The sequence below is a fragment of the Photobacterium sp. Ph5 genome (genome assembly GCF_022129445.1).
Lineage (GTDB): Bacteria > Pseudomonadota > Gammaproteobacteria > Enterobacterales > Vibrionaceae > Photobacterium.
In genome coordinates, this window is the sequence record NZ_JADQAQ010000034.1 from 1 (window position 1) to 25015 (window position 25015).

The window sequence follows — 25015 nt, forward strand, 5'->3', positions numbered from 1 at the left end:
CTTCTTCTAGTGGTGCTTCTTTGCTGATTTTCGCTAGTGAAATCTCAGGAAGAACGGTGTATTCAGAGAAAGTTGAACAACCCATGTAGTGGAAGATAGGCTGACCATCTTTGTAGAAACGTGTTGTTCCATCTGGCATTAGACCTTTACCTTGAGTCTCACGTACTGCCTGACAAAGGTTTGTTTTGCCTGATAGACAGTATTTACATTTACCACATTCTGCAGTGTAAAGTGGAATAACGTGATCACCAACTTGAAGATCGGTAACGCCTTCACCAACCATTTCAACAATACCGCCACCTTCGTGACCAAGAATAGCTGGGAAAATACCTTCTGGATCGTCACCTGATAATGTGAATGCGTCAGTGTGACATACACCCGTTGCTACGATGCGAACTAGAACTTCACCTGCACGAGGTAACATTACATCTACTTCTTCAATAGAAAGAGGTTGTTTTGGACCCCATGCAATCGCTGCTTTAGATTTGATAAATTTATCAGTCATCGTTACTTCACTCCGTTAAGCCAACTTAATTCTGGCGATAATTCTTATTGAAAACGACATAAAAAAGCTAATCACTCATGTCGTCTTGATGTCACTATTATATTTATTTCTTGCCTACTGATAATCCCATGATATGGAAAATTATTATTACCAATTAGTAATAATTGAGGTTATCACTTGATTTATAAGCATAAAATTAATATTAAATTTTAGTAAACAACTATACGCCATTGTAGTTTATGTTTTAAAGGAATTCTTAGTTATTCTGTTCTTATTGTTATAATTATTTGTTTCTTAATTCTAACTGGTTGTTTTTAGCACGATTGGCTATGCGGTGGGTGTATTGAACCAAGTGTAAATAATCAATTAACTAAATGGCCGAATAGAAAGCAAAATGGTATAGGTAGTTAGAGGCGAGTTGATTATTTTAAAACCGTTGTGGAGCCAATATTAGGCATTTGTGATAAACAATAGAAATGACAACAGATGCGTCATTGTGTTGATAAATTATTTGAACGGGAGATAAGAAAAAAGCACATGTAACCAGAATAGTTAACATGTGCTTTAAACGTTATTGGATTTATTTTATCGCTTATGCATTTTTATGATTTTGTGCGTAAACGTGAGTTGCGATTGCATCCATTAATGCTGGAGATAGGCAATCGTATGGTTTAAGACCTAGTTCGTTTAGACGAGCGCGGATTGCATCCATATCTTTTGGATCAGTACCTGTTTCGATGATAGAAGAAACAAATGCTGCAAACTCAGGTGCAGACCAACCTTCGTCAGTTGATAGTTCAGTGTGAACAAAATCTAAACCGTGGAATGGGTGGTTAGTATCTTCGATACGACCGTACATGTGAACGCCACATTCTTTACAAGCGTGACGTTTGATTGCTGCATTTTGGTCAACAACCACTAGTTTGTCTGCATTAGCAATAACTTCAACATTGTCACGAGAAATCACAGCGATTTGAGAGAAAACAGCGCCTTCAGGCTTCCAGCATTTTGAACAACCACAAGCGTGGTTATGTGCTGTTTGACCAGCAAGCTTAACACGTACAGTATTAGTATTACATTGACAGCTTAATACGCCACCAGCAAAGTTTTCTTTAGTTGCAGCAAAACCATTATCAATTGATGGGTGTAATTTAATAGACATAAAGATGCTCTTATATTATTTATAATTAAATGTAGAGTGAGAGTGTTATTTTATTTATTTTCTATTCGTTAATTAAAGATTAATTAACGGATGAAAGTATTCTAAAGTTTTATTAGATTTAAACAATCTGTTTTACAGTAAATGATTATTACTCATTAGGAATAATCATATTTTTATTATTACTTGTTTTGTTGTGCTACGTGAGCAGCAATTGTATCCATTAATGCCGGTGATAAACAATCGTAAGATTCCATACCTAATTCTTCAATACGAGCGCGGATAGTTTCCATATTTTTTGGATCTGTACCTGTTTCTATAATAGAAGAAACAAATGCTGCGAAAGTTGGTTCTGACCAACCTTGTGTCGAAGATAATTCTGTATGTACAAAGTCTAAGCCATAGAAAGGGTGGTTTGTATCTTTAATACGACCATACATATGAACACCACAGTCTTTACATGCAAAACGTTTAATCACTGCCGTATCGTCAACAATTTTTAGTTTATCAGCATTCGCTGTAACCGTTACTTTATCGCGAGGAATAACGGCAACTTGTGAAAATAATGCGTCTTTAGGTTTCCAACATTTTGAACAACCACAAATATGGTTATGTGCTGTTTGACCGTCTAAAGAGACCGTTATTTTATTTGAACGACAGTGACATTGTAATTTTCCACCTTTTAAGGTGTTATTTGTTGGTGTGATACCACGATTAACGGCAGGATGAATGTTAATAATAGTAGGTTGGTTATTTCGATTAAATAGTTTTGCGAATAGTTTTAGCATTATTATACTTATTTAATTTAAGGTGTGATAATACACTATTAATAAAAATAGTTGATAAATATAAGTTGAAATTTTAAAAGTTTTTAATAATGGTCAATATATTTATTATATTGACCATTATTGAGGATCTGAATTAAAGATTAAATACCGTTAGGTTTAAATACTGCTTTAAGACGTTTTGCAATCATTAAACGAGATACGGTAAACATACCTGTTACTGTGCGTTGGTGAAGACGGAAAATCGTATCGTATAGACGACGAATTAGACGTCCTTGCAGTACCATTTTTCCTTCCATTTTTGAGCCAGGTGCAAATGAACCGACTGCAAAATGGTGACCTACAGCAACAACCATACCGCCATCTTTAAATTCGAAGTCAGTTAATGGTTTACCACGTAGCATACCACCAAGGCTTTTTGCTAAGTGAACCGCTGCACGGTTAGCCGCTTGTGCTTTTGGTGGCACAAAGCTGCCATCAGCTTGAGGGATTGACGCACAATCACCTAAAGAGAAGATACTGTCATCAACGGTTGTTGTTAAGTTCGCATTTACCTGAATTTGGTTCATACGATTATAACTTAAACCGCCAATACCGTTTAGCCAATCTGGTGCTTTAACACCCGCAGCCCAGAACTGTACATCAGCATCTAACTCACGGTTATCAACTGTTAGCATACCTTTTTCAGTGACTTCACGAATACGGGTATCAAGAAGAACATTTACGTTATTACGCTCAAGCTCTTTTTGTACTTTTTCCGACATTTTTTCAGGGCTATTTGGTAATACACGGCCTGCAGCTTCAATCAAGTTGATATGCAGTGGTGCACCATTATAGCGTTGAAGCTTTTGGCTAACACGTGCAAGCTCAGCGGCCAGTTCAACACCTGTTGCTCCTGCTCCTACGATGTTTACCGTGCGATCTTCACTAGCACGTAGGATTTGGCTAACTTGATGCCATGCTTGACGTGCTTGGCTTGCTGAATCTAGGAATAAACAATGATCTTTCGCACCCGTAGTATTAAAGTCGTTACTTACCGCACCAATTGCAATAACAAGGTAATCGTATTTTAATCCCGCCTCTGTACCATCAGGGCGACGAACAGAAAGCATTTTATTATCACGATCAATATCAGTCATCGCGGCTTGATAATGTTGATAGCCATGACGAGCACCGTGGGTGAAGTAACAAACTGTATCTAAGTCGCTATCAAAAGTACCTGCTGCAATTTCATGCAAACGAGGTTTCCAGAAGTGATGCGTTTCTGGTTCTACAAGAATAATTTCGTCTTCTTTACGTACGGTTTTTGCTAATAGAGTTGATAACTCTAAGCCTGCGGCACCGCCACCTACAATAACGATTCGTGACATACGAATTCCTCAAAAGGCACCCTGGACTTCATTCCACAGGGGATGGTTTGACCATCATTAAATTAATGAGCTAATCCGTTGCTACTCTATTTTTTTTGAGAATGCCTATATGGAATGGCATGCTCTATCATTTATTAGATGAATTTCCTTGATATAAGACAATGAAATCCACCAAAATTCAAGTTTTGTGAGATAAAGCAGGTATATATTTTCAAAACCTCACTTTTCTGCGATGAGTGGTATTATATTTATTTCTATTAAGATGATAATAACCTATAGCGTCAAATTACTTTTACTGCTGTGTAATAATAAAATTCCTAGTAGGGATTCAAAATTTGGTGATGGGGGCTTTTTTAGGCTTTTATTAAAAAAAGTTACACCTTGGATCAACAAAAACGTCATAAAGAGATGCGATATCCATCTGGTTTGACTAGTTGTCGTATTTAAAGGAATAGATATGTCGTTATCACGTCGAGGATTCGTTAAAGCACTATCATCTACAGTGGTGGTTACTTCGCTTTGGGTGCAAAAGTAAGGATGAGCAGCAGCATCAGTCATATATTGAAGTCGGTTTTAATCACGGCGTTGCTAGTGGCGATCCTTTACAGCATGCCGTTATTATTTGGACCCGTTTAACGACGCAAGCGCGTTTAATTGATGTGTTATGACTAGTAACAACAGATGAGCTATTTACTCATATTGTTGCGTCGGGTGAGGTTACTACTGAGAGCATAAAAGATTTAACGGTTAAAGTAGATGTTGACGGACTCAAACCGAATCAACATTATTATCGTTTTGTGTCAAATAACATGATAAGTCCAGTAGCACAGACTCAGACTTTAGCTGAAGGTTGATTGGATAAAGCCGCCATAGCTGTTGTGTCATGTTCTAACTTTCCTGCGGGTTAGTTTAATGTCTATCGAGAAATAGTTAAACAGCATCAAACATCATCTATGAATGCGGTACTACATTTAGGTGATTAGATATCAGATAGAAAGCTAACAGCTAGTGACAAAAAATGGCTTAGTGGTCAGTTAAAACAATTTAAACTTTATAATGCATAACCTGATTAATTATTGTTTGGTACTAAGTCAGTTTTTTATCTAAATATCAATATTTGCTGAAAAAATATAAGCAATCAATGCTTTTTCCTGTGGACGTTAATATTTTGACTTATATCATAAAAGACAGCCACCTAAAGCGTAAGATACCTCTGTGAGCAGTGGAATGCTGCTATTTCTCGTATCTATGTCATTGGAAGGCTGAATGATGCTAAAAAAATCACAATTTTTTTTAAAATCCCTCTTATTACTTAGCTCTGTAGTAACAACAAATGTGAATGCGACAGAGCTTGAATCGATGATCCCAATAACGTTAACTGGAACATTAAATTATGCGACCTTAAATTATTGGTTAGAAATGCCAGATGGTCAGAGCTATGAACTACGCATCAATGACACAAATGAACCTTTCATTATGGATAAGGTCGGGGAAAAGATAACTTTGAATGGTGCGATATTAACCTATTCGGATAAAAGTCAATATTTTCAACCTAAATTTGAAGAAGGCCCACAAGTTAAACCACTAAAATTTACCAAGAGTACTGACGATGGTAATGCGAGCTTATATCTTGATAGCAATGAAATTTATTCATCAGATGAATACGGTAATTTAGGAATAGAAAAAGAATTTCCGATCGATAACGGTAAAGTTAGCTTAGTTTGGCTATCGACAGGTGGTACGGCATGCCCTGCGATGTTTATGTATGTTGTAGCAAGACAGAACTCATTACCTTTAATAACGAGTGAGTTTGGTAATTGCAGCGACATACCAACGATTACTAATGACAATAAAACAATTACTGTGGCATTGCCAGGTAACCCTGCACAAACATGGTTATTTGATCTGAATAACTTTAGATTATATGAAAAATAACAGATAAAAAAGGAGCGATGATGACGCGCTCCTTTTGAGTTTATACAAACAGATATTTTAGTTGATTACTTCTCAGTCACATGAATAGCCGCTTGTAGATCTTCAGGGTGGAGATCTGCGCGATCAAACTCTTGTGATGCAGGCATGCGAAGATGGAAGTCTTTAAATATTTCAACTTCCACACTACCTTCTGTGAGAATAAAGTCACTCACATGTCCGCCTTGAGTGCGATCATCACTGATGAAGTGGAAGTGGAAACCGGGAACGTTAATACCAATCATGTAATCTGGAATTTTAAAGCCAATCATTACACCTGAAACATGCGTAATTTCGGCGATAGGCTGATGCTTAACAACTTCAACCATAGGCGGATAAGGACGGTGCTGAGCAGGTACGGTACGTGTTTTTACATACGAGAACTTACCTGTTAAACGGATGGCATTAATTGCGTTATGGGCCAGTAGATCTTGCTCCAGACAAGTTTCAAACTCTTGCTTATTAAGCTCAATTAAACTGAGTTTTTCTTTAGGTTCAAAGTTAACAATAGAAGCAAAAGGTGTCGTGATATCGTGATCTACAAGATGAATGTCACCAGTACTCGTAAGTTGGTAAACTTCATCTCCCATTACAATCATTTCACCATCAAGATCGTTAAATGTACCAATACCAAAGTTACCATGATCTAATAACTGACCAATTGTGAAATCACCGTGATATAAGCCTGCAATTAAGGCACTCATCATAGAGGTTTGGTAAAACGTTTTGCTATTTGTCTCTGTACTCATTTGATGCTCCTATTAATCTTGCTGGCAAGGGTGTAGTTGGTCTAGCAAGCGGCTGTTATCGCTATAATCAACATTTACGTTGACCAATACTGGGCCACTTAAACTCATTGCTTTACGCATCACAGGTTCGATGTCATCGGCAGTATTGATCGCTAAACCATGTGCACCGAAACTTTCTGCGTACTTAACAATGTCAGGACCCATAAAGCTCACAGCACTCTCACGACCATATTTTTTAAGCTGTTGGATTTTAACCATGTCATAACTGTGATCTGTCCAAACAAAATGAACAATATTACATTTGTGACGAACGGCTGTCGCTAATTCCATTGATGAGAATAAGAAACCGCCATCACCAGACATCGAAATTACTTTTTCATTAGGATGAAGGAGAGATGCTGCAATAGCCCACGGCAGTGCAACACCTAATGTTTGTTGACCATTACTGAACAATAAACGGCGAGGCTCAAAGCTATGGAAGTAACGTGCCATCCAAATATAGATTGAGCCTACATCACAACATACAGTGGTATCATCACTGACAAAGCGGCGTAAATCATGAACAAAGCGTAATGGGTGAACACCAATTGATGAGGTTTTATTACTACCCATCTGCATAATATGCTGCAAATCGTGGCGTAATAATTGGATTTGTTGGTTACTTTCTAGTGATTCTCGTTTATCTAATTCACTCGCAATAGACGCCACTGATACCGCTAAGTCACCAACCACCTCACAGACAGGGTTGTAACTGATTTCTAAATCTGCTTGTTGATAACCAATATGAATAATTGGCGTATTGGCATCTTTATTCCAAAGAATAGGATCGTATTCAATTGGGCTGTAACCAATGGTGATGATCAAGTCTGCGTTATTTAATGCAATATCACCAGGTTGGTTTTTAAATAAGCCAACGCGACCTAAAAAGCAGTTGTATAAATCATGAGAGATAACGCCAGCTGCTGCAAACGTATTCACAACCGCAATTGGTGTTTGTTTTAGTAGTTGGCGAATAGTATCTGCAACAAAAGGTTGGCTTGCATCCATGCCTAGCAACAGCACCGGATTTTTTGCGGCATTAATATGATCAGCTGCTTGACGAACAGCTTGTGGGTGAGCACCACCAAACAAAATTGGATTTGGCTGCTGTACAGGCTGGTAGGGAATACGATTAGTTAAAATGTCTTGTGGTAAGCTTACAAAGCTTGCCCCTTGTGTTGGTTGTTCAGCGATACGAAAAGCTTTATGCACGACATCCGGTACAGAACCACTGTCCATGACTTCAGCCGAAAACTTGGTAATGGGATTAAACAATGAACGCGTGTCCATTGATTGGTGCGTATTGTGAGAATACATTGAAAGTGGAACGGCACCGGCTAGGGCAACAACAGGATCACCTTCACTGTTTGCTGTTGCAACGCCTGTGACAAGATTTGATGCCCCAGGACCTGAGGTCGCTAAACAAATTCCCGCTTTACCGGTCAAACGCCCTGTTGCAGCAGCCATAAATGCCGCATTTTGTTCATGGTGGCAAATTATAATTTCTGGTCCGTTATCACAAACAGCATCAAATACTGCATCAACTTTTGCACCTGGAATGCCAAAAATATGTGGTACATCGTGCGCTTTTAGCGTTTCAACGACTAGTTCAGCACCAGAGACGGTTTTATCCGACATATAAGCCTCAAAATTATAGTTATTTAGTTAATAGGCTCAGGACATTGTTCGTGAATTCGAATTTTATGTGATGAGTTACACAATTCTATACATTCATCATACAAATCAAACAACTGAAAATGAAAGTTAATATTTCAATCAAGAGGAATAAATTTAAAAAAGAAGTAAATATTGAAATAAAAAACGCCAGCTTTTATATGATAAAAGACTGGCGTTTGAAGAGGTAAAAGTATAACGGTTAAAGCATGATACCTGCGATTAGCGCTGATAAGAAACTTACTAGAGTTGAGCCATAAAGTAGACGTAAACCAAAACGCGCTACCATATTACCTTTTTCTTCATTAACACCTTTAACAGCACCGGCAAGAATACCGATAGAGCTAAAGTTGGCAAATGACACAAGGAAAATAGATATGATACCTGTGGTATGAGCAGATAAGCCACCAACTTGTTTTTCTAGCGAGATCATGGCAACAAACTCATTAGCGACCAATTTTGTTGCCATGATACTACCGGCTTGTAATGCTTCATGGGCAGGAATACCGATAATCCATGCGAATGGGTAGAATGCATAACCAAGAATATCTTGGAAGCTAATACCAAATGCAGCATCAAAGCCAGCATTAATCATTGAAATTATAGCAATAAAACCAATCAGCATGGCAGCTACAATAACTGCAACTTTAAAACCGGTAAGGATGTATTCCCCGAGCATTTCAAAGAACGTGAGTTTCTCTCCACTTTCAGCGGCCATCATCTCATCAATATTCATTTCGGCTTCATGATCGTATGGGTTAATGATCGAAAGAATGATAAAGGTGCTAAACATGTTAAGAAATAGGGCAGCAACAACATATTTAGGATCGATAAGCTTCATGTAAGAACCGACGATAGACATAGACACTGTCGACATGGCTGTTGCCGCTAACGTGTACATGCGTCTCTCTGACATCTTGCTGAGAATATCTTTATAGGTAATGAAGTTTTCAGATTGACCGACCATTAATGCGCTAATAGCGTTAAATGATTCAAGTTTGCCCATGCCATTCACTTTTGATAATAAATAGCCAAGAGCTTTGATTACGTAAGGCAATACTTTGATATGTTGAAGAATACCAATGAGTGCAGAAATAAAGACGATTGGCATTAAGACACTTAGGAAGAAGTTAAAGCCATCATTATTCGAGAGGTTGCCAAAGACGAAATTAGTCCCTTCTGCAGCAAAATTAAGTAAGCCATTAAAGCCATCAGCAAATTCTTTAACGATGCCTGTACCCATTGAGGAGTTAAGCAAGAAGTAGGCTAATCCCATTTCAATAAACAGTAGCTGGATAATATATCGATATTTGATGTTTTTACGGTTATTACTTGCAACAAGTGCTAGGGCTGCGATAACAACTAACCCTAAAATGAAATGTAGATAGACCATATTCGGTTGCTCTCAGTGTGATACTTATCAATCAATGTATTTATGTTTAATCATTTCTTTCTTTCTAAAAGTGATTCAAATCTCATTTTTTAGTGACGTCATTTTCTTGTCTCTATTCATTACTTAGATGAATCACGATTGCGGCAAACGATTGCAGTTTGAAAGAGCCCCGTAGTTACAGGGTTGTCGTTATACGCTCAAATAGCGGTATCAGCAATATACCCAATGAGCATAAGTGTGAGCTGAATCTCACTTGTAATCTGACGTAAAAAGACTTTTTTATGAAATTTAGAATATAACAGTAGGTGAGTTGGTAAAAATCCGAATGTTAAATAGCCAAATGTAGTTTCTGTGTATGATGAATGTTATTTTTAATTGTGTTCATTAAATATGGAAAATAATATTTAAGATAAATAAATTTCAGATTTTTTTAAATATGATTCAATGCTGCGCTAAATATTAAAGTGTATTGCGAACAAATATTTTATTCGTGATAGTTTAGTGGAATCGAAATGATGAAAAAATCCTCTAAAAATCGTAAATTATGGTACTTCCATCGACACGAACAGCGCAGTGAAACAAGACTTAATAAAAGCCTAAAGTCTAAATAATGTATAGGTGGCAAACTTACGTTGATCGTCTAGGTTTAATGACGTTCAACGTAAGTAATAGCCGTTATTCAAGGACAGTAGGGGCATCAAACCGGTAAGGAGGGACAAAAGGCCGGATTCCTTTTTCACGGTATTTCTTTAAACTCATTAATTGTTTATAAACAATATAATAACGATTGATATTGGTGACATAGACGACAGGTTGTTTGCCAATGTGCTTTCTTGTAATAATTTCAACATTATTAAACCAAATATCAGGGTTATAGCCTTTTTCTTTTGCATAACGACGCATTTTTCTAATATTACCTGGCCCTGCATTATAAGAGGCAAGTGTCATGTACATTTTATTATCAAAAGTTAAGCGGTTATCATCTAAATAATTATTTTGGATATAACGCATATATTTAATACCAGCATGAACATTGTTACTTGAGGTATAAATATTAGGAATATTAATATATCGATCTCTTGCCGTACTAGGTAGTACTTGCATAATTCCTACAGCGCCTTTATTTGAGACCTTATGTTGGTTTAGACCTGACTCTTGAAAGCCTTGTGCCATCATCATTAAATAATCAAAGTCATATTCGGATGAATATTTAAAAAATAGATCAGAAAGCTTTTCCATTTTATCAATGTTATTATCACTCAATAGGTTAGTTATCCAACCTTGATTATCTAAATATTTATTATAAATGACATTACCTAATAATGTGCCTGATTTTATTTGTTCAATATAGGTATTAACTAATGTCATTAATTGAGGGCTTTCTTTTCTCATCGCCCATGCGATCTCACCATTACTGCGTAAAACAAAGGCAGAGTTCATGCGTAATTTAGGTAATACTGTTTGCCATATTTTCATTTTATGTTCGTCTAAAACAGTCATATTCATCAATCCAAGATTGACCATTTCTAGCAACTCATAGTCTTGAAGCGTTTCTTCTATAAAATGAATTTTCATTGGATCAAGGCGTTGCAGTCGTAAACGATTGTTGACTTCAAGTAGGCTTTGGTAATAACTAGAACTTTTTCTTACCCAGATCTCTTTATCGCTGAGTTGTTCTATTTGGGTGATTTCAGGAAAATCAATATTATTAATGATGACTTCTGAAATATTGCTAAGTACAGGTTCACTAAATGCGACTTGCTTTTTTCGTTGTTCAGTAATGGTTAAATTGGCAACAGCGAGATCACCGTGTCCAGCAATCAAGAATGGTATGAGTTGATCTCGATGAACAGGGATCACTTGAATATTGAGCTTTGGATAAGTTTTATGAATATCTAACTCAAAGTGATGAAGTAATTCAGCAATAATGCCCTTCGGCAGACCATCTTCAATATAATAAAAACCCAGATCAGCCGAGACTAATACTCTTACCACCCTTTTTTTTTCAAGAGCGCTGAGATCACCTGTGTAAGTTGGGCCTGTAAGTGGTGATAGTGTTAAGCCTAAGATGGTACTAGATGTTAAAAGTAAAGCCATATATACCCATAAAGGTAATAGCCGCTTTTTTAGTTGGACGTTCATAGGAAACTAAAGCCTTTTGATTTAGCTTGATCCTGTATGGTTAAAATAATCGCATTTCCCAAGTCATCTTTCTGAGTTTTTTTTGTGTTTTTTGATTGTTTAATAAAGGTTTTTCGTTGTTGTTCTAACGCCGATATTTGTTGTTGTAGCTTTTCTCTTTGCGCTATTTGTCGTTTAAGCTTTCCGATGATTTGTTGGTCATTTAATCCACGGTAGTGCTGTTGATCTTTTTTTGCGTACGTTAAACCTTGCTCTAAATTTTCTTGTGCGAGTGAAATTAAATCCCAATCCTGAGTTTTATACTGTTTACCTGCTTTGGCAATGCTGCGCTCTGCGCTACTCGATTTAGAAAGGCTTGATGCATTGGTATCTTGAGCGAGTTGCTGATTTTTTTTACTTGATCCTTTTGCACCATAACCAATGTAAGTTTCGTTAAGTTGACGACCCAGCTCGATAATATCATCGTCATAAGGGGTCTCAATCTGCGGTGCTTTTTTCTTATGATCGATATTTAAGTAATTGCCATGACCTAACAATGCAGGTGTTGCCCATTGTAATTCTCGGCCTTTTAAATGAGGGCCGCAATATAAGGTATTTACGACAATACCGTTACTTACCGCAAGGGGAATAGCATGGCTAATAGGAATATCCCCTTGTTGAAACTCTTCATTACCTGCAATGATGATCAAACGTAGATCGTCTGGGTGCTTGCTCCACTGTAACCGGTTTGTTGCTTCTTGAATCACTTGTGGTGCATATTCTTTACTTCCCCCAATTTTGATTGCAAAAAGTGCTTCTGAAAATTGATCAAGATCGGATGTGAGTGGTGAGAGTAGACGTAAATAACCATCATGTTTTGACTGATGCTCAACGCCATATTCAAACAATGCAACTTGTAATGTAACAGGGTGATCATGTTTATTAGCTGTTGCAATGGCATTGATGATTAACCAGATTTGTTCTCTTGCCTGATTGATTAATCCTCCCATAGAGCCACTGGCATCAAGTAAAATCGCGACTTGAATTGTTGGGCCGGTGCGAGTAAAAGGCATGGGGGTAGTTTTATTTTTTGCGTGTTCAGGTTGTAGAATATCTGGAAGTACGAGTGCAGGCGGCTTTTTATCACTGCTACTATAGGCAGGAATAGAGATGGTCAAAAGAAAACTGAGCAATAATAGTCGTATTAGCATAATATCTCGCATATCAATGTATTGAGTGCTAAATGTCAGCGTATTCTAGAAACTAATTCTCTAAGTATGGTTGGTAAGTGCTATTTGTGCAGAGTTTCGCGGCAACATTTGTAGTCTTCAAGAACAAAGTAGCGGTTATAAATGTAAAGTAAGTAGTAACTCACTTTTAAATTTAATAGGTTTGTTTTAGTGGTAGATATATTCAAAAAACATATTTATCTGGTAGTGGCTTTACTCAGCTTATCTGGCTGTAGTTCAGCGTCTACGTATTCTGTACGTAAGCCATTAGATGTTGATGTTCTGGCAAATTTACCTGAAGTGTTGAATGAATCATCAGGTCTTGCCCTTATTAATGGACAGATATGGTCTCATAATGACAGTGGCAGTCAAAATCAGATTTACCAACTGTCTTCTGATTTTAAAACGGTCACAAAAACAGTGACGGTAAAACACAGTAAAAACTATGATTGGGAAGATTTAGCACAAAGTAAGCGCTATCTATATATTGGTGATACAGGAAATAATTCGACTCGTCGTAATGGTGGTGTGATTTATAAAGTCCCACTAACATCGCTTAAAAAAGGCTCGTCAGTGTCACCCATTACTACAATTCGCTATCGCTTTAAAGATTTTAAACCGGGTAAAACGTATCAACATAATTATGATAGTGAAGCGATAACGGTAGTAGGAGATCAACTTTGGCTATTTAGTAAAAATTGGCAAAATGAGCACACTAAACTATACCGTTTAAGTACAACTAAAGTTAATCAGACTGTTACACCTGCTGGGGATTATCCAACAGAAGGGTTAATCACCAGCGCTGATTACAATGCCACAACGTCTACGCTTGTGTTGTTGGGGTATCGTAAAGATGTCTTTTTAGGGTATTCATTTATTTGGTTAGTGAAAGTCAAAGGCAATCAATTAGATTGGTCAACAGCGCAATATAAGCGGTTAAGAATTTATTCTCAGTGGGAAGCGGTGCATTGGTATAACAACAATAAGCTTCTAATCACCAGTGAGAAAAACCCATTAACGAAAGCGATGATAGCTACGGTAGATGTGTCATCTTTGATTAATGCAAGTGAATAACCTTGCAACATCTGCTAGTATCAGCCCAAATTTAGCTGTTATCCCTATAAGGGGCAGCCTACTAAACTGGAAAAATTGTGACTAATAACGATATTTTACGCCGTGTACGCTACATCTTTGATTTAAATGATAGCCAACTAATTGAAATCTTTGCACAAGCAGACGTTACGGTAACTCGTGAGCAAGTATGTAACTGGTTAAAGCCAGAAGATAACGACGATTACAAAAGTTGTTCTGACGAAGAATTTGCAACGTTTCTAAACGGCTTTATCAATCAAAAGCGTGGCAAGAAAGAAGGTCCACAACCAGTACCAGAGAAAAAGCTGACTAATAATATTATTTTCCGTAAGCTTCAAATTGCATTAAATCTAAAAGCAGATGATGTATTGGATTTGTTTAAGCTGGTGGATTTCCGTTTAAGTAAGCATGAATTAAGTGCTTTTTTCCGCAAGCTTGATCATAAGCATTACCGTGAGTGCAAAGATCAGGTGCTACGTAACTTTTTGCAAGCATTACAAATTAACTTTCGTGGTGAAGAGCCTGCGACGGCAGAAGCAGAATAACGTTATTTCAGACGTAACAGAATAAATCGAAAGTAATAAAAAGCAGCGTTGGCTGCTTTTTTTACATCTGTAATATCAGGTTGCATGTGATTCTTATCAGAAAGAGTAACATTAATAGAGATGATAAAAATGGAAAACGGCTAATGGCGCACTCACATGAACACTCTATTTCAAATTACAATTCTGCATTCGCACTAGGAATTGTACTTAATCTTCTTTATGTCATTGTCGAAGCAATATATGGCTTTGTTACTGATTCTTTAGCCTTATTGGCTGATGCAGGCCATAACTTGAGCGATGTTGTTACGTTAGTTTTAGCATGGGGCGCTTTTGCCTTAGCAAAAAAAGCCGCAACCGATCAACGAACTTATGGCTTTCGTAAAGCCACAATATTGGCATCATTAACCAGTGCTATATTGTTGTTATTTGCACTCGGAGCCATTGCATGGGAGGCGGTTCAGCGATTTTCAGATCCTCGTCCAGTTGCTGGTATAACGGTGATGGTTGTTGCCTTTATTGGTGTCATTATAAATGCTGCGACAGCGATGCTATTTGCGAAAGGACAAAAGCATGATCTGAACATGAAAGGGGCATTTTTACATATGGCAGGGGATGCCTCAGTATCGCTTGGTGTCATTATTTCAGCGTTTATTATTAATATGACAGGCTGGGATTGGTTAGATCCAGCCACCAGTTTAGCTATTGTGGTGGTCATTTTAATTGGTACATGGGGATTACTAAAAGATTCAATTAACTATTCATTAGATGCAGTACCAAGCAATGTTGATATGGCAGGATTAAAAGCGTATTTAGCGGCATTGCCAAATGTTGCCACTTTCCATGACCTGCATGTATGGCCGATGAGTACCACTGAAAATGCCATGACGGTACACCTAGTCGTTGACGATTATTTACAAGCACAATCATTAGCTGATGAGATTAAACATCATGTTCACGAGCACTTTGATATTGAGCATGTTACGGTGCAAATAGAAGCGGCTGATTGTGTATGTAAAACAGAACATCAATCTTGTGGTGTTACGAGTAATTAACACACATCTGTATATAGCATTGTGACCAATACTATCGTTAGGTTTACTTATTTCATTATATAAAAACCGTGGCTGAAGAGATTGCAGCCACGGTAAATTATGCAGTGATTAATCTGGTTTAAAGCGTTAATGTTTTCGTCATACCGGCTTCAGAGTGTCCCGGCATATTACAAGATAGAACAACATTATTATCACCATGGAAATGCCATAAAACTTGTTTAGCTTTGCCTGGTGCGACGGTTACGCTGCTACCGTCATCGTGGTTATGTTCATGGTTACTGTGATCCATTGTTGCCATCATTTTACGATGTTTAGTTTGCTCTTCTTTTGAGCCAATAGTGAAGTTATGATCAATCTTGCCTGTATTCATTACAACAAACTGCACCACATCATTGGGCTGGATATCAACGTCTTTTTTAAAAGTGATCTTGTTGTCATCGGATAAAATAACATGAACCACCTTGTCGGGTTTTGCGCCTTTTGCTGGCATACCCACAGCAGACATACCTTTCATATCCATAGTGCTGTGATCCATTTTCATTGCACCATGCTCCATCTTACTGTGATCCATTTCAGCCAATGCAACGCTTGAGGTGGTAAGTAAAAGCGCAACGAATGTGTGATTGAATAATTTCATTCTCTATTCCTTTATAGTGAAGTCGATATTGTGGTTACCCATATTGGATAACCACGTGATTGAGCTTGTTTATACTGACTTTTTCATTGCCATATTTTTCCAAAGTTTAAATACAGCAGGGATAACAAGTAGGGTGAGAATTAACGCTGATGCCATGCCACCTATCATAGGTGCCGCAATACGCTGCATGACTTCAGAGCCGGTTCCTGCACCATACATAATGGGAATTAAACCGATGATCACGGTAAGTACTGTCATCATCACAGGGCGAACACGTTGTCCGGCACCTTCATGAATCGCAGCATGGAGATCGTCAGTGGTGAGCGTTTTCTCTGCGCAATCTTGCTGTTTAAAACTCCACGCTTGGTTGAGATAAACCAACATGATGACGCCAATCTCGACGGCAACACCAGCAAGGGCAATGAAACCCACCCCAACGGCAATCGAGAAGTTAAAGTTCAAGTACCACATCAGCCATAATCCACCCACCATGGCGAGAGGTAGGGTTGCCATGATCACCAGCACTTCAGTGACTCGGCGGAAGCTAAAGTAAAGCAGTAGCATGATGATGCTAATGGTTAATGGCGCAACAATACTTAAACGGGCTTTTGCACGTTCCATATACTCATATTGACCAGACCATGCCAGTGAATAACCCGCAGGTAATTTAAGCTGCTCTGCCACCGTTTGTTGTGCTTCAGTTACGTATGAGCCTAAGTCGCGATCATCAATATCAACAAACACCCAACCATTAGGGCGAGCATTTTCGGTTTTGATCATCGGTGGTCCGTCTTCATAGCGAATATCAGCCACATCAGCTAACGCAATACGTGCACCGTTGGGGGTGACTAGCGGTAAGTGTTGCAGCTTAGTCACTGAGTCACGGTAAGATTGTGGGTAACGCACGTTAATAGGATAACGCTCTAAACCTTCGACACTTTCACTGACGTTCATACCACCCACAGCAGTCGAAATCACCTGTTGAATATCTTTAACGGACAAGCCATATCGTGCCGCCTGACGACGTTTAATATCGATTGTGATGTAGCGACCGCCAGCAACACGTTCAGCATACACAGAAGCAGTCCCTGTGATGTTATTGAGAATCGGCTCAAGCTCCGCACCAATTTTCTCTATCACTTGCAGATCTGGGCCTGCAATTTTGATCCCGATAGGGGTTTTGATCCCCGTTGCCAACATATCAATACGAGTTTTGATTGGCATGACCCATGCGTTGGTTAAGCCCGGAAATTGAATTAATTGATCAAATTCCTTACGCAGAGATTCGCTAGTGACGCCCTCTCGCCATTGATCTTTCGGTTTTAATTGGATCACCGTTTCGATCATGGTTAAAGGTGCGGGATCGGTTGCCGATTCTGCACGTCCCACCTTGCCCCACACGGTTGCTACTTCCGGTACGGTTTTGATCAATTTATTAGTTTGTTGTAATAACTCACGGGCTTTACCAATTGAGATCCCCGGATAGGTAGTCGGCATATACATCAGATCGCCTTCGTCTAATGGCGGAATAAACTCGCTACCTAACTTGGTGATGGGGTAGTAAGACGACGCCATTAACGCAATTGCTATTGCAATGATGGTTTTAGGAAAACGTAAGCTGATGTTGAGCATTGGGCGATAAAGCGCAATCAGGGCTTTATTAATCGGATTTTTGCTTTCAGGTAAAATTCGACCTCGAACAAAGTAGCCCATTAACACGGGCACTAAGGTGATCGCTAACCCTGCGGCTGCCGCCATTGCATAGGTTTTGGTAAAGGCGAGGGGAGAGAACATCTTGCCTTCTTGACCTTCAAGCGCAAACACAGGCACAAAACTTAATGTGATGATCAGTAGTGAGAAGAACAGAGGTGTGCCGACTTCTTCAGCCGCTTTACTGATCACTTGCCAGCGGTTTTCATTGGTCAGTGGCGTGCGCTCAATGTGCTTATGCAAGTTTTCAATCATTACGATGGCACCATCTACCATGGCACCAATGGCGATAGCGATGCCGCCTAATGACATGATGTTGGCGTTAATACCTTGCCAATGCATGATGATGAACGCAGATAAGATACCGATCGGCAAGCTAATGGCGATCACCAGCGATGAGCGTATATGGAATAAAAAGAGGGCGCAGACAATGGCAACAACGATGAATTCTTCAGCCAGTTTTTGCCATAGGTTTTCTACCGCTTGATCGATAAGGGTAGAGCGATCATAAGTGGCGACTATTTCAACACCATCAGGCAAGCTACGTTGTAACGTTTCGAGTTTTGCTTTGACTTTATCAATCACGGCACTGGCATTTTCACCAAATCGCATCACGATAACGCCACCAACCGCTTCACCTTCACCGTTAAATTCAGAGATACCACGACGCATTTGTGGACCAAGATTGATGGTTGCGACATCACCTAACAGTAACGGGATTCCCGTCGCCGTGACTTTCAATGGTAGTGATTTAATATCATCAATATTGGTTAAGTAACCTGTGGTACGCACCATGTGTTCAGCTTCAGCGACTTCAATTACCGATGCGCCTGTTTCTTGGTTGCCGTTTTGGATTGCCATGTTGACTTGTTGCAACGTCAAATCGTAAGCACGCAACTTAGCGGGATCGATTTCCACTTGATATTGCTTCACCATACCGCCAACGGTGGCAACTTCGGAGACCCCTTCAACGGTTTGCAACTCGTATTTTAAGAACCAGTCTTGCAGGCTACGAAGCTCTGCCAGATCGTGCTTGCCTGTTTTATCTTGTAATACATAGCTGTAAATCCAACCTACACCGGTGGCATCTGGGCCTAATGTTGGTTTGGCATTAGCGGGCAGTTTAGGCGCAACTTGGCTTAAATATTCCAATACCCGTGAGCGAGCCCAATACATGTCGGTTTTATCATTGAAAATAATGTAGACATAGGAGTCACCAAAGAAAGAATAACCACGAACGGTTTCAGCCCCCGGTACGGCTAACATGGCTGTTGTTAACGGATAGGTCACCTGATCTTCGACTACTTGGGGCGCTTGACCGGGGTAACTGGTTTTGATGATCACCTGTACATCAGAAAGATCAGGAATGGCATCAACAGGCGTATTCTTAACGCTATATAAGCCACCCAGAGTGAGAAATAGCGTCGCAATCAACACCAATAAGCGGTTGTTGATCGACCATCGAATAATGGCAGGGATCATTATTTATCTCCCTTATTATTGGCAGGTGTAAGCGCTTTTAATACGTAATCTGCGTTCTCTTTTTCGACTAAAAAGGAAACAGATTCACCTTCTTTAAAGGCATTTAAATCAATGCTGCCATCAGTGGTGAAGTTCATTTCGCCGGCTGACCATTGCCAATCATCGACGGCGTCATGGCTGACGGTGATCATATTAAAGTCCGCCATGAGCATAGTGATTTTGCCTGTGATCCAATGCGCTTTTGCTGCTTGGTTGTCAGATACTTTTAACGCAAGGATCTCATATTTACCCTGTGGCGTTTTTTGAATTTCAAACTCAATATTTTGATTTTTTGCCAGCGTTGACGTGTCGATATTTTTAGTAAGATCAAAATTCATCACCATGCCCGGCCAGCTCCACTCTGGTACTGGCTGGTGGTTGATAGTGAGCATATTATGATCAAGCATGATGTCTGTGATGGTACCTGTGACCCATACAGATGCTTGTTTTTCATCTTGACCATTAATGCGTGACAGATCGGCTGATTGGCTCGATTCAGAATCGAGCATAAATTGTGCCGAAGTAACAATCCGATCGTTTTCTTTTAAGCCTTTAACGACTTCAGTGATATTGTTAGCTTCTCGACCCACAATGATTTTGGCTGAGCGGTATTTACCATCACCTTCAGATAGCACCACACGGCTCATGCCACCAGATCGAATAATTGCTTGAGAAGGGATAGTCAGTACGGTGTCTTCTGAGTGAGGCTGCAAGGTGATATTGGCAAACATGTTTGGTTTTAAATCACCATTATCATTGGCAAATTTTAGCCGTACACGCAGCGTGCGTGTTTTGGGATCTAAAATAGGGTAGATATAATCCACCTTACCTTGCCATTGTTGGTTTGGAATCGCTTCTAACGTCATGGTGGCTGGGGTATCTTGTTTTACCCAGTGGGCTTGGCGCTCAAAAATCTCTGCGTTGACCCATACCTCATTGATAGTACCAGCACTAATTGCGGTTTGGCTTGGTGATAAGTAACCACCTTCTCGCACATTTAAGCTAGCGATGATCCCATTGCCTAACGCTTTAATATCTATGGTTTGTTTGGCTTTTTTTGTTTGTAGTATTTGGCTGATTTGAGCTTTATCGACACCCATTGAAAGCAGACGCTGTTTTGCGCCAGATACTAATCCTGAACGACCACTACGGTATGCGTTCAGCAATTCTTCTTGGGCTTTCACCAATTCAGGTGAATAAAGGGTAAATAGCACATCGTCTTTCTTAACCTTTTCACCCACGGCGTTGATATACAGCTTTTTAACCCAACCACTAACACGTAAGTTCGTTTGCCATAATTGGCTTTCATCAAAGGCGATGTAACCGATCGTGGCAATTTGTGGTGACAACACTTGTTTTGTCACCAGTGCGGTTTTAACCCCTAGGTTGTTTTCAACGGCGGGATCGATTTTGACCGTACCGAGTTTGTCATTGTTGCCGTTTAAGTCATCAGCATAAACAGGGATCAAATCCATCCCCATTGGCGATTTACCCGGTTTATCTCGTTGATAGTTAGGATCCATCGGTGCAACCCAGTAAAGTGGCTCATCATTTGAGGTTGTTTCTTGATTTTGATGCCCTGAGTGGCTTGAAAAATACGGTGCAGCCATACCCCCGATAACACCACCAATAACAAGAGCGAGTGCTGCGATGGCAAAAGTAGAATGCGTTTTCATGGTTAACCCTTACTGATTATTATTGTTGGTTAATGTTGAAGATTGAATGTCGAAACCATTGGTTAATGCCGCCAATTGACTATTCGTTAATTGCAGATCGGTTTCGATACGTACACGTTCGGTATTAAGGTTTAACTCATCATTGGCTGCGGTGATCACGTCTTTAAATGAGGCTGTATTGTTTTGATAACCGCGCTCGACGGCTTGGGTGCGAGCTTTTGCTTGGGGTTGTAGGTTCTTCTTGTAACGCTCAATTCGACTTAATAGATTGTGGCGTTCAATCAACAGCGTATTTACCTTGGCGTTCATCTGTTGTAGCAATAAATCACGCTGAGATTTCGCTGCGATAACTTGCTGCTGAGCGGCATTGTAGGTGCGGTCTTGTTTGTTTTCTGTGAACAACGGGACATCCATGGTGAGATAAGCTGACAGCATGTCTGATGCTGGTTTTCCATTCATGCCATTGGCAAAACGGGCACCGTACATCACTTCGACACCAAACAGGGGTTTGTAGGCTTCGGTTGCAATATCCACTTGGGTTTCACTGGCTGAGATCGCCGTATCAGAAATCTTCACTATCGGGTGATGACGCAAAATAGCGTAGTGCTCTGTCCGATTTTCTAATTGAGGAAGCAGCGTATTGAGCTTTTGCCAATGTAATGGTTGTTTGGCATTCATTGTGCCAGCACTGGATAACCATTGTGCACCCAACCATTCAGACAACTGGTAAATTAAGCGTTGCTGTTGTTGCAGATTATTATTTAGCGTTTCATCAATTTTGCTGATTTGCAGTTGGGCTTGTAGAACATCTTGCGCTTCATTCGTACCGTTGGCGTAATTGGTTTTTGTTACCTGTGCTAACTCGGAAAATAAACGCTTATTTTTGTTGATGATGGCTTCAACATGCTGCAAATAACCAAGTTCTATCCAACGCTGTGTGATGGCATTAGCAATGTCTAATTCACGTACACCAAGTTGTAATTCAATACCTTTGGCTTGAATTTCACCTTTGAGTTGTTGCAAATCGAGTGTTGCACCACGGCCAAACTGTTGCATTAAGCCAACAGAAAGCATGGTCATGGGATCGCTATCAAATGAAAAACTATTCAGAGGTAGACCACCAAATCCCATTTTAAGTTTTGGATCGGGCAGGCTAGAAATTGCAACACTGTTTTCTAATGTTGCTTGCATTTGCGCAGTAATTTCGCTGCGTTTTTGATCTTTAATCACAGCTGTTTCAATGAGCTGTGTAAGTGATTTTTTACTGGTACTAATGGTAGGTATCGTTGCCTGAGAAATACCAGATACAATGAAGCAGCTTACGACAAAACATGTCTGTAATACGGTTTTTATGTTCATATTTTAATCCGAACAATTATAACATCTGAATGAATTCAGTGATGCTATATGCACTCTATCAATCTGTTTTTAAATTCAAATACAGGTTTAGAGATGCAACAAATCTTAACTACAGCAAGTGACAGGCACTTGGTAGTACGGAATATAAGGTTTGTTCAGAATTATGCTATTGGAGGACGATAGAGAGAGCGGGGATAGGTAACTTTAGATACAAGTGTGTCTTGCGGGATTTTTAGATGTTGTGATAAGCGAGAGAAATAGGTGTCGTAGCTTGGAAGGTAAGCAAAGAAGCTAATACATGCCATTGAACAACAAGTGTCAACATCAGCAGTATCTTGATGACATTGTTTGCTGTTTGTTGTATCTGTGTCGTGACTCATCATTTCTGCACAATGATCACTATTGCTTACCATTGCACTATTTGTCATGTTTACCATTTTTAACGCCATCAAAGGTGCACTAGTCGCAACACTTGATAGCATAAGTACTATAAGTGTGATAACTGCTATGTAAGTAGTGCGAAGATGACGATTTAACATTTTAATCCTTTAAAACAAAAGTAATTAATTATACGTCTTTAGCCCCAACTAAAGTCAAGCTTTATATCTTTGTTAATAATGATAATAACGGCTAATTATAGTGTTTTTGTTTGTTATTGCATCAGTCTATAGTTCTATTGTTTGCATAGAACAAAAATAATGTAAAATGTCACTATAAACCACATTAGGAATATTGATTTTGCCTTACTTCTACTTACGATCAGTAACAAGACTAAAAAAGATACCTCTTATTGTATCAATGATAGTTTTAGTATTGACTGTGATGTTAGTTGGTGTGATTAATCAGATACAAAATCATAATCAGCAAGCAGTATTAGAGTCTGCGGCTTCTCGTCAAGCTGATTTATTGCGTGATCAAGTAAATAGTGATATTGATTTTATTGGATCCGCCGCTAACTTCTTTCAATCAAGTTCACCTTCTAATTGGATTAATTTTGATCGCTTTGCCAAAGAGGTTGTAGGAAGTTCAAAAAGTTTGATAAGCCTTCAGTGGCTTGAAAAAGTGACACCTGAAAATATAACAAATTTCACCAAGGCACAAAAATATGCCAGTTCAGATTTTAATATTTATACAATAACTAAAAATAAAAAGTTAAAAATTAATGGTCACTTTTCTGGTATGTCTGTTATTTATGTTGTTAGCGATATTTATCCAATATCTAAACATAATTTAGATGTGTTAGGTTATTATTCTATTAGTGAGCGTACTCAGTTTTTCTTCGATAATATAAGAACGACAAAGCAGCCGAATGTTTCAGATAGCGTTGCTATACTTTCAGATACGTTAGCATCAATTAAATATAATGATATAAATAAAAAAGCGAGAAGAGATGACGTACATCCACAAAAAGAAAAGCGAGGCTTATTGATTTATTATCCGGTCTTTAATCGTAATAACAATGAGATGATAGGCGTTGTTGTTGGTGTGGTAGATTTAAGCGTATATATGAATTCAATTATTCAACATTCATTAAATGGTATTCATAGTCAAATTAAAATTATTGATACTGGTATCGGTTCAAAAGATTTTCCAATTATGTATAAGAGTAAAGGTTGGGATTTAGCAACGGGAATGACATTCACAAGGAAGGTAACGCTACCTAATCGAGTGTGGCTTGTTGAATTTAAACAATCAAATGATAAAAAAGAACAAGATTTATGGGTATTAATTGGCATTGCTTGTGCTGGTGTCATTATTGCTATTCTTGTTTATTTTATCGTTGCTTTTCAACGCGGTGAAAAAGAAAGAATTGAAGCACAATTAAAAATAAAAACGAAAGAGTTACAATTTCTTGTTAATCGTGACGTATTAACTAAATTAAGGAATCGCCGATCATTTAATAAGTATATCGATGCTATGTTTACTAAGAAAAAGGTATTTACCTTGATAAGTATTGATATTGATAAATTTAAATCTATTAACGATAACTATGGACATGTTTTTGGAGATCAAGCATTAATTCATGTTGCAACAATAGTACAAGGATTATTAGCTAAAGAAGATAGATTATTTCGCCTTGGTGGTGATGAGTTTTCTATTATTACTCAGAAAATTGATGTGAATGAACTTGATCAGATGTTATTTAAGGTTTGCCATACGGTTAATAATACAATTCTGCAATACAAAGATAATGAAATTTATTGTTCCTTAAGTATTGGTGCGGCTATTTCTCATGATAATGACGATGTTGAAACCTTAATGACGCGTACAGATCATGCGTTATATGAGAGTAAGAACAAAGGGCGCAATTGCTTTTTTATATCAGATTAAGTTGAAATTCTGATTTTTTAAACATGTATTATCCGATTAAATTTACCAAAATTAAGCTAACGTTTATTCACCAGAATGATTTTTCTTGATAACCTGT

Annotated in this window: 19 protein-coding genes and 1 pseudogene; 6 read left to right on the forward strand and 14 right to left on the reverse strand. The window is 38.6% G+C overall.

Annotated features, from left to right (window positions below; all coding sequences use genetic code 11):
- From I3259_RS13490 to I3259_RS13505, 4 genes are all read right to left on the reverse strand, one after another.
- Positions 1–505: alcohol dehydrogenase catalytic domain-containing protein (locus tag I3259_RS13490; RefSeq protein ID WP_238030092.1), on the reverse strand; the 505-nt coding region annotated here is incomplete at its 3' end.
- 592 nt (positions 506–1097) lie between these two features.
- Positions 1098–1667: an S-(hydroxymethyl)glutathione synthase gene (gfa, locus tag I3259_RS13495; RefSeq protein ID WP_238030093.1), complete on the reverse strand. Its 570-nt coding sequence runs from the start codon at positions 1665–1667 to the stop codon at positions 1098–1100.
- Positions 1668–1846: 179 nt separating this feature from the next.
- Positions 1847–2452: an S-(hydroxymethyl)glutathione synthase gene (gene gfa, locus I3259_RS13500; RefSeq protein WP_238030094.1), complete on the reverse strand. Its 606-nt coding sequence runs from the start codon at positions 2450–2452 to the stop codon at positions 1847–1849.
- A 140-nt stretch (positions 2453–2592) separates the two neighbouring features.
- The gene (locus I3259_RS13505) at positions 2593–3819 is read right to left on the reverse strand and encodes an NAD(P)/FAD-dependent oxidoreductase (protein WP_238030095.1); all 1227 of its coding nucleotides are present in this window, start codon (positions 3817–3819) and stop codon (positions 2593–2595) included.
- 620 nt (positions 3820–4439) lie between these two features.
- On the opposite strand from I3259_RS13505, the pseudogene I3259_RS13510 reads away from it, so the two are divergent.
- Both I3259_RS13510 and I3259_RS13515 read left to right on the forward strand, forming a co-directional pair.
- Positions 4440–4673: pseudogene (locus I3259_RS13510) on the forward strand (PhoD-like phosphatase N-terminal domain-containing protein).
- Between the two features lie 412 nt (positions 4674–5085).
- Positions 5086–5754, forward strand: coding sequence for a hypothetical protein (locus I3259_RS13515; RefSeq protein WP_238030096.1), 669 nt, complete (start codon positions 5086–5088; stop codon positions 5752–5754).
- A 65-nt stretch (positions 5755–5819) separates the two neighbouring features.
- On the opposite strand, the gene budA is transcribed toward I3259_RS13515, so the two are convergent.
- The 5 genes from budA to I3259_RS13540 all read right to left on the reverse strand — a co-directional run bounded on the left by budA (position 5820) and on the right by I3259_RS13540 (position 12977).
- Positions 5820–6539 carry an acetolactate decarboxylase gene (gene budA / locus I3259_RS13520; RefSeq protein ID WP_238030097.1) on the reverse strand — a complete coding sequence of 240 codons (720 nt, stop codon included), beginning with the start codon at positions 6537–6539 and terminating at the stop codon, positions 5820–5822.
- Positions 6540–6551: 12 nt separating this feature from the next.
- Positions 6552–8216, reverse strand: a complete 1665-nt coding sequence (alsS, locus tag I3259_RS13525) for an acetolactate synthase AlsS (RefSeq protein WP_238030098.1) — start codon at positions 8214–8216, stop codon at positions 6552–6554.
- A gap of 238 nt (positions 8217–8454) precedes the next feature.
- Positions 8455–9645 carry a NupC/NupG family nucleoside CNT transporter gene (locus I3259_RS13530; RefSeq protein ID WP_238030099.1) on the reverse strand — a complete coding sequence of 397 codons (1191 nt, stop codon included), beginning with the start codon at positions 9643–9645 and terminating at the stop codon, positions 8455–8457.
- A gap of 675 nt (positions 9646–10320) precedes the next feature.
- Complete coding sequence (locus tag I3259_RS13535; protein ID WP_238030100.1) at positions 10321–11787, reverse strand: lytic transglycosylase F; 1467 nt, start codon at positions 11785–11787, stop codon at positions 10321–10323.
- On the reverse strand, positions 11784–12977 hold the full coding sequence (locus I3259_RS13540) for a vWA domain-containing protein (protein WP_238030101.1): 1194 nt from the start codon (positions 12975–12977) through the stop codon (positions 11784–11786). The genes I3259_RS13535 and I3259_RS13540 overlap by 4 nt, the downstream gene beginning before the upstream one ends.
- Before the next feature lie 189 nt (positions 12978–13166).
- Here I3259_RS13540 and I3259_RS13545 point away from each other — a divergent pair, with 189 nt between their 5' ends.
- From I3259_RS13545 to I3259_RS13555, 3 genes are all read left to right on the forward strand, one after another.
- Positions 13167–14069, forward strand: coding sequence for a hypothetical protein (locus tag I3259_RS13545; protein WP_238030102.1), 903 nt, complete (start codon positions 13167–13169; stop codon positions 14067–14069).
- A 77-nt stretch (positions 14070–14146) separates the two neighbouring features.
- Positions 14147–14632, forward strand: coding sequence for a DUF1456 family protein (locus I3259_RS13550; protein ID WP_238030103.1), 486 nt, complete (start codon positions 14147–14149; stop codon positions 14630–14632).
- 143 nt (positions 14633–14775) lie between these two features.
- Entirely contained in the window at positions 14776–15684 is a 909-nt protein-coding gene (locus I3259_RS13555) for a cation diffusion facilitator family transporter (protein WP_238030104.1), read from the forward strand.
- A 118-nt stretch (positions 15685–15802) separates the two neighbouring features.
- On the opposite strand, the gene I3259_RS13560 is transcribed toward I3259_RS13555, so the two are convergent.
- From I3259_RS13560 to I3259_RS13580, 5 genes are all read right to left on the reverse strand, one after another.
- Positions 15803–16321, reverse strand: coding sequence for a copper-binding protein (locus I3259_RS13560; RefSeq protein ID WP_238030105.1), 519 nt, complete (start codon positions 16319–16321; stop codon positions 15803–15805).
- 69 nt (positions 16322–16390) lie between these two features.
- Positions 16391–19513 carry an efflux RND transporter permease subunit gene (locus I3259_RS13565; protein ID WP_238030106.1) on the reverse strand — a complete coding sequence of 1041 codons (3123 nt, stop codon included), beginning with the start codon at positions 19511–19513 and terminating at the stop codon, positions 16391–16393.
- Positions 19513–21228, reverse strand: coding sequence for an efflux RND transporter periplasmic adaptor subunit (locus I3259_RS13570; RefSeq protein ID WP_238030107.1), 1716 nt, complete (start codon positions 21226–21228; stop codon positions 19513–19515). Before I3259_RS13570 ends, I3259_RS13565 begins: the two co-directional genes overlap by 1 nt.
- A 9-nt stretch (positions 21229–21237) precedes the next feature.
- On the reverse strand, positions 21238–22587 hold the full coding sequence (locus I3259_RS13575) for a TolC family protein (protein WP_238030108.1): 1350 nt from the start codon (positions 22585–22587) through the stop codon (positions 21238–21240).
- Between the two features lie 161 nt (positions 22588–22748).
- Positions 22749–23126: a hypothetical protein gene (locus tag I3259_RS13580; RefSeq protein WP_238030109.1), complete on the reverse strand. Its 378-nt coding sequence runs from the start codon at positions 23124–23126 to the stop codon at positions 22749–22751.
- 283 nt (positions 23127–23409) lie between these two features.
- On the opposite strand from I3259_RS13580, the gene I3259_RS13585 reads away from it, so the two are divergent.
- Positions 23410–24918, forward strand: coding sequence for a sensor domain-containing diguanylate cyclase (locus I3259_RS13585; protein WP_238030127.1), 1509 nt, complete (start codon positions 23410–23412; stop codon positions 24916–24918).
- The last annotated feature ends 97 nt before the right edge of the window (positions 24919–25015 follow it).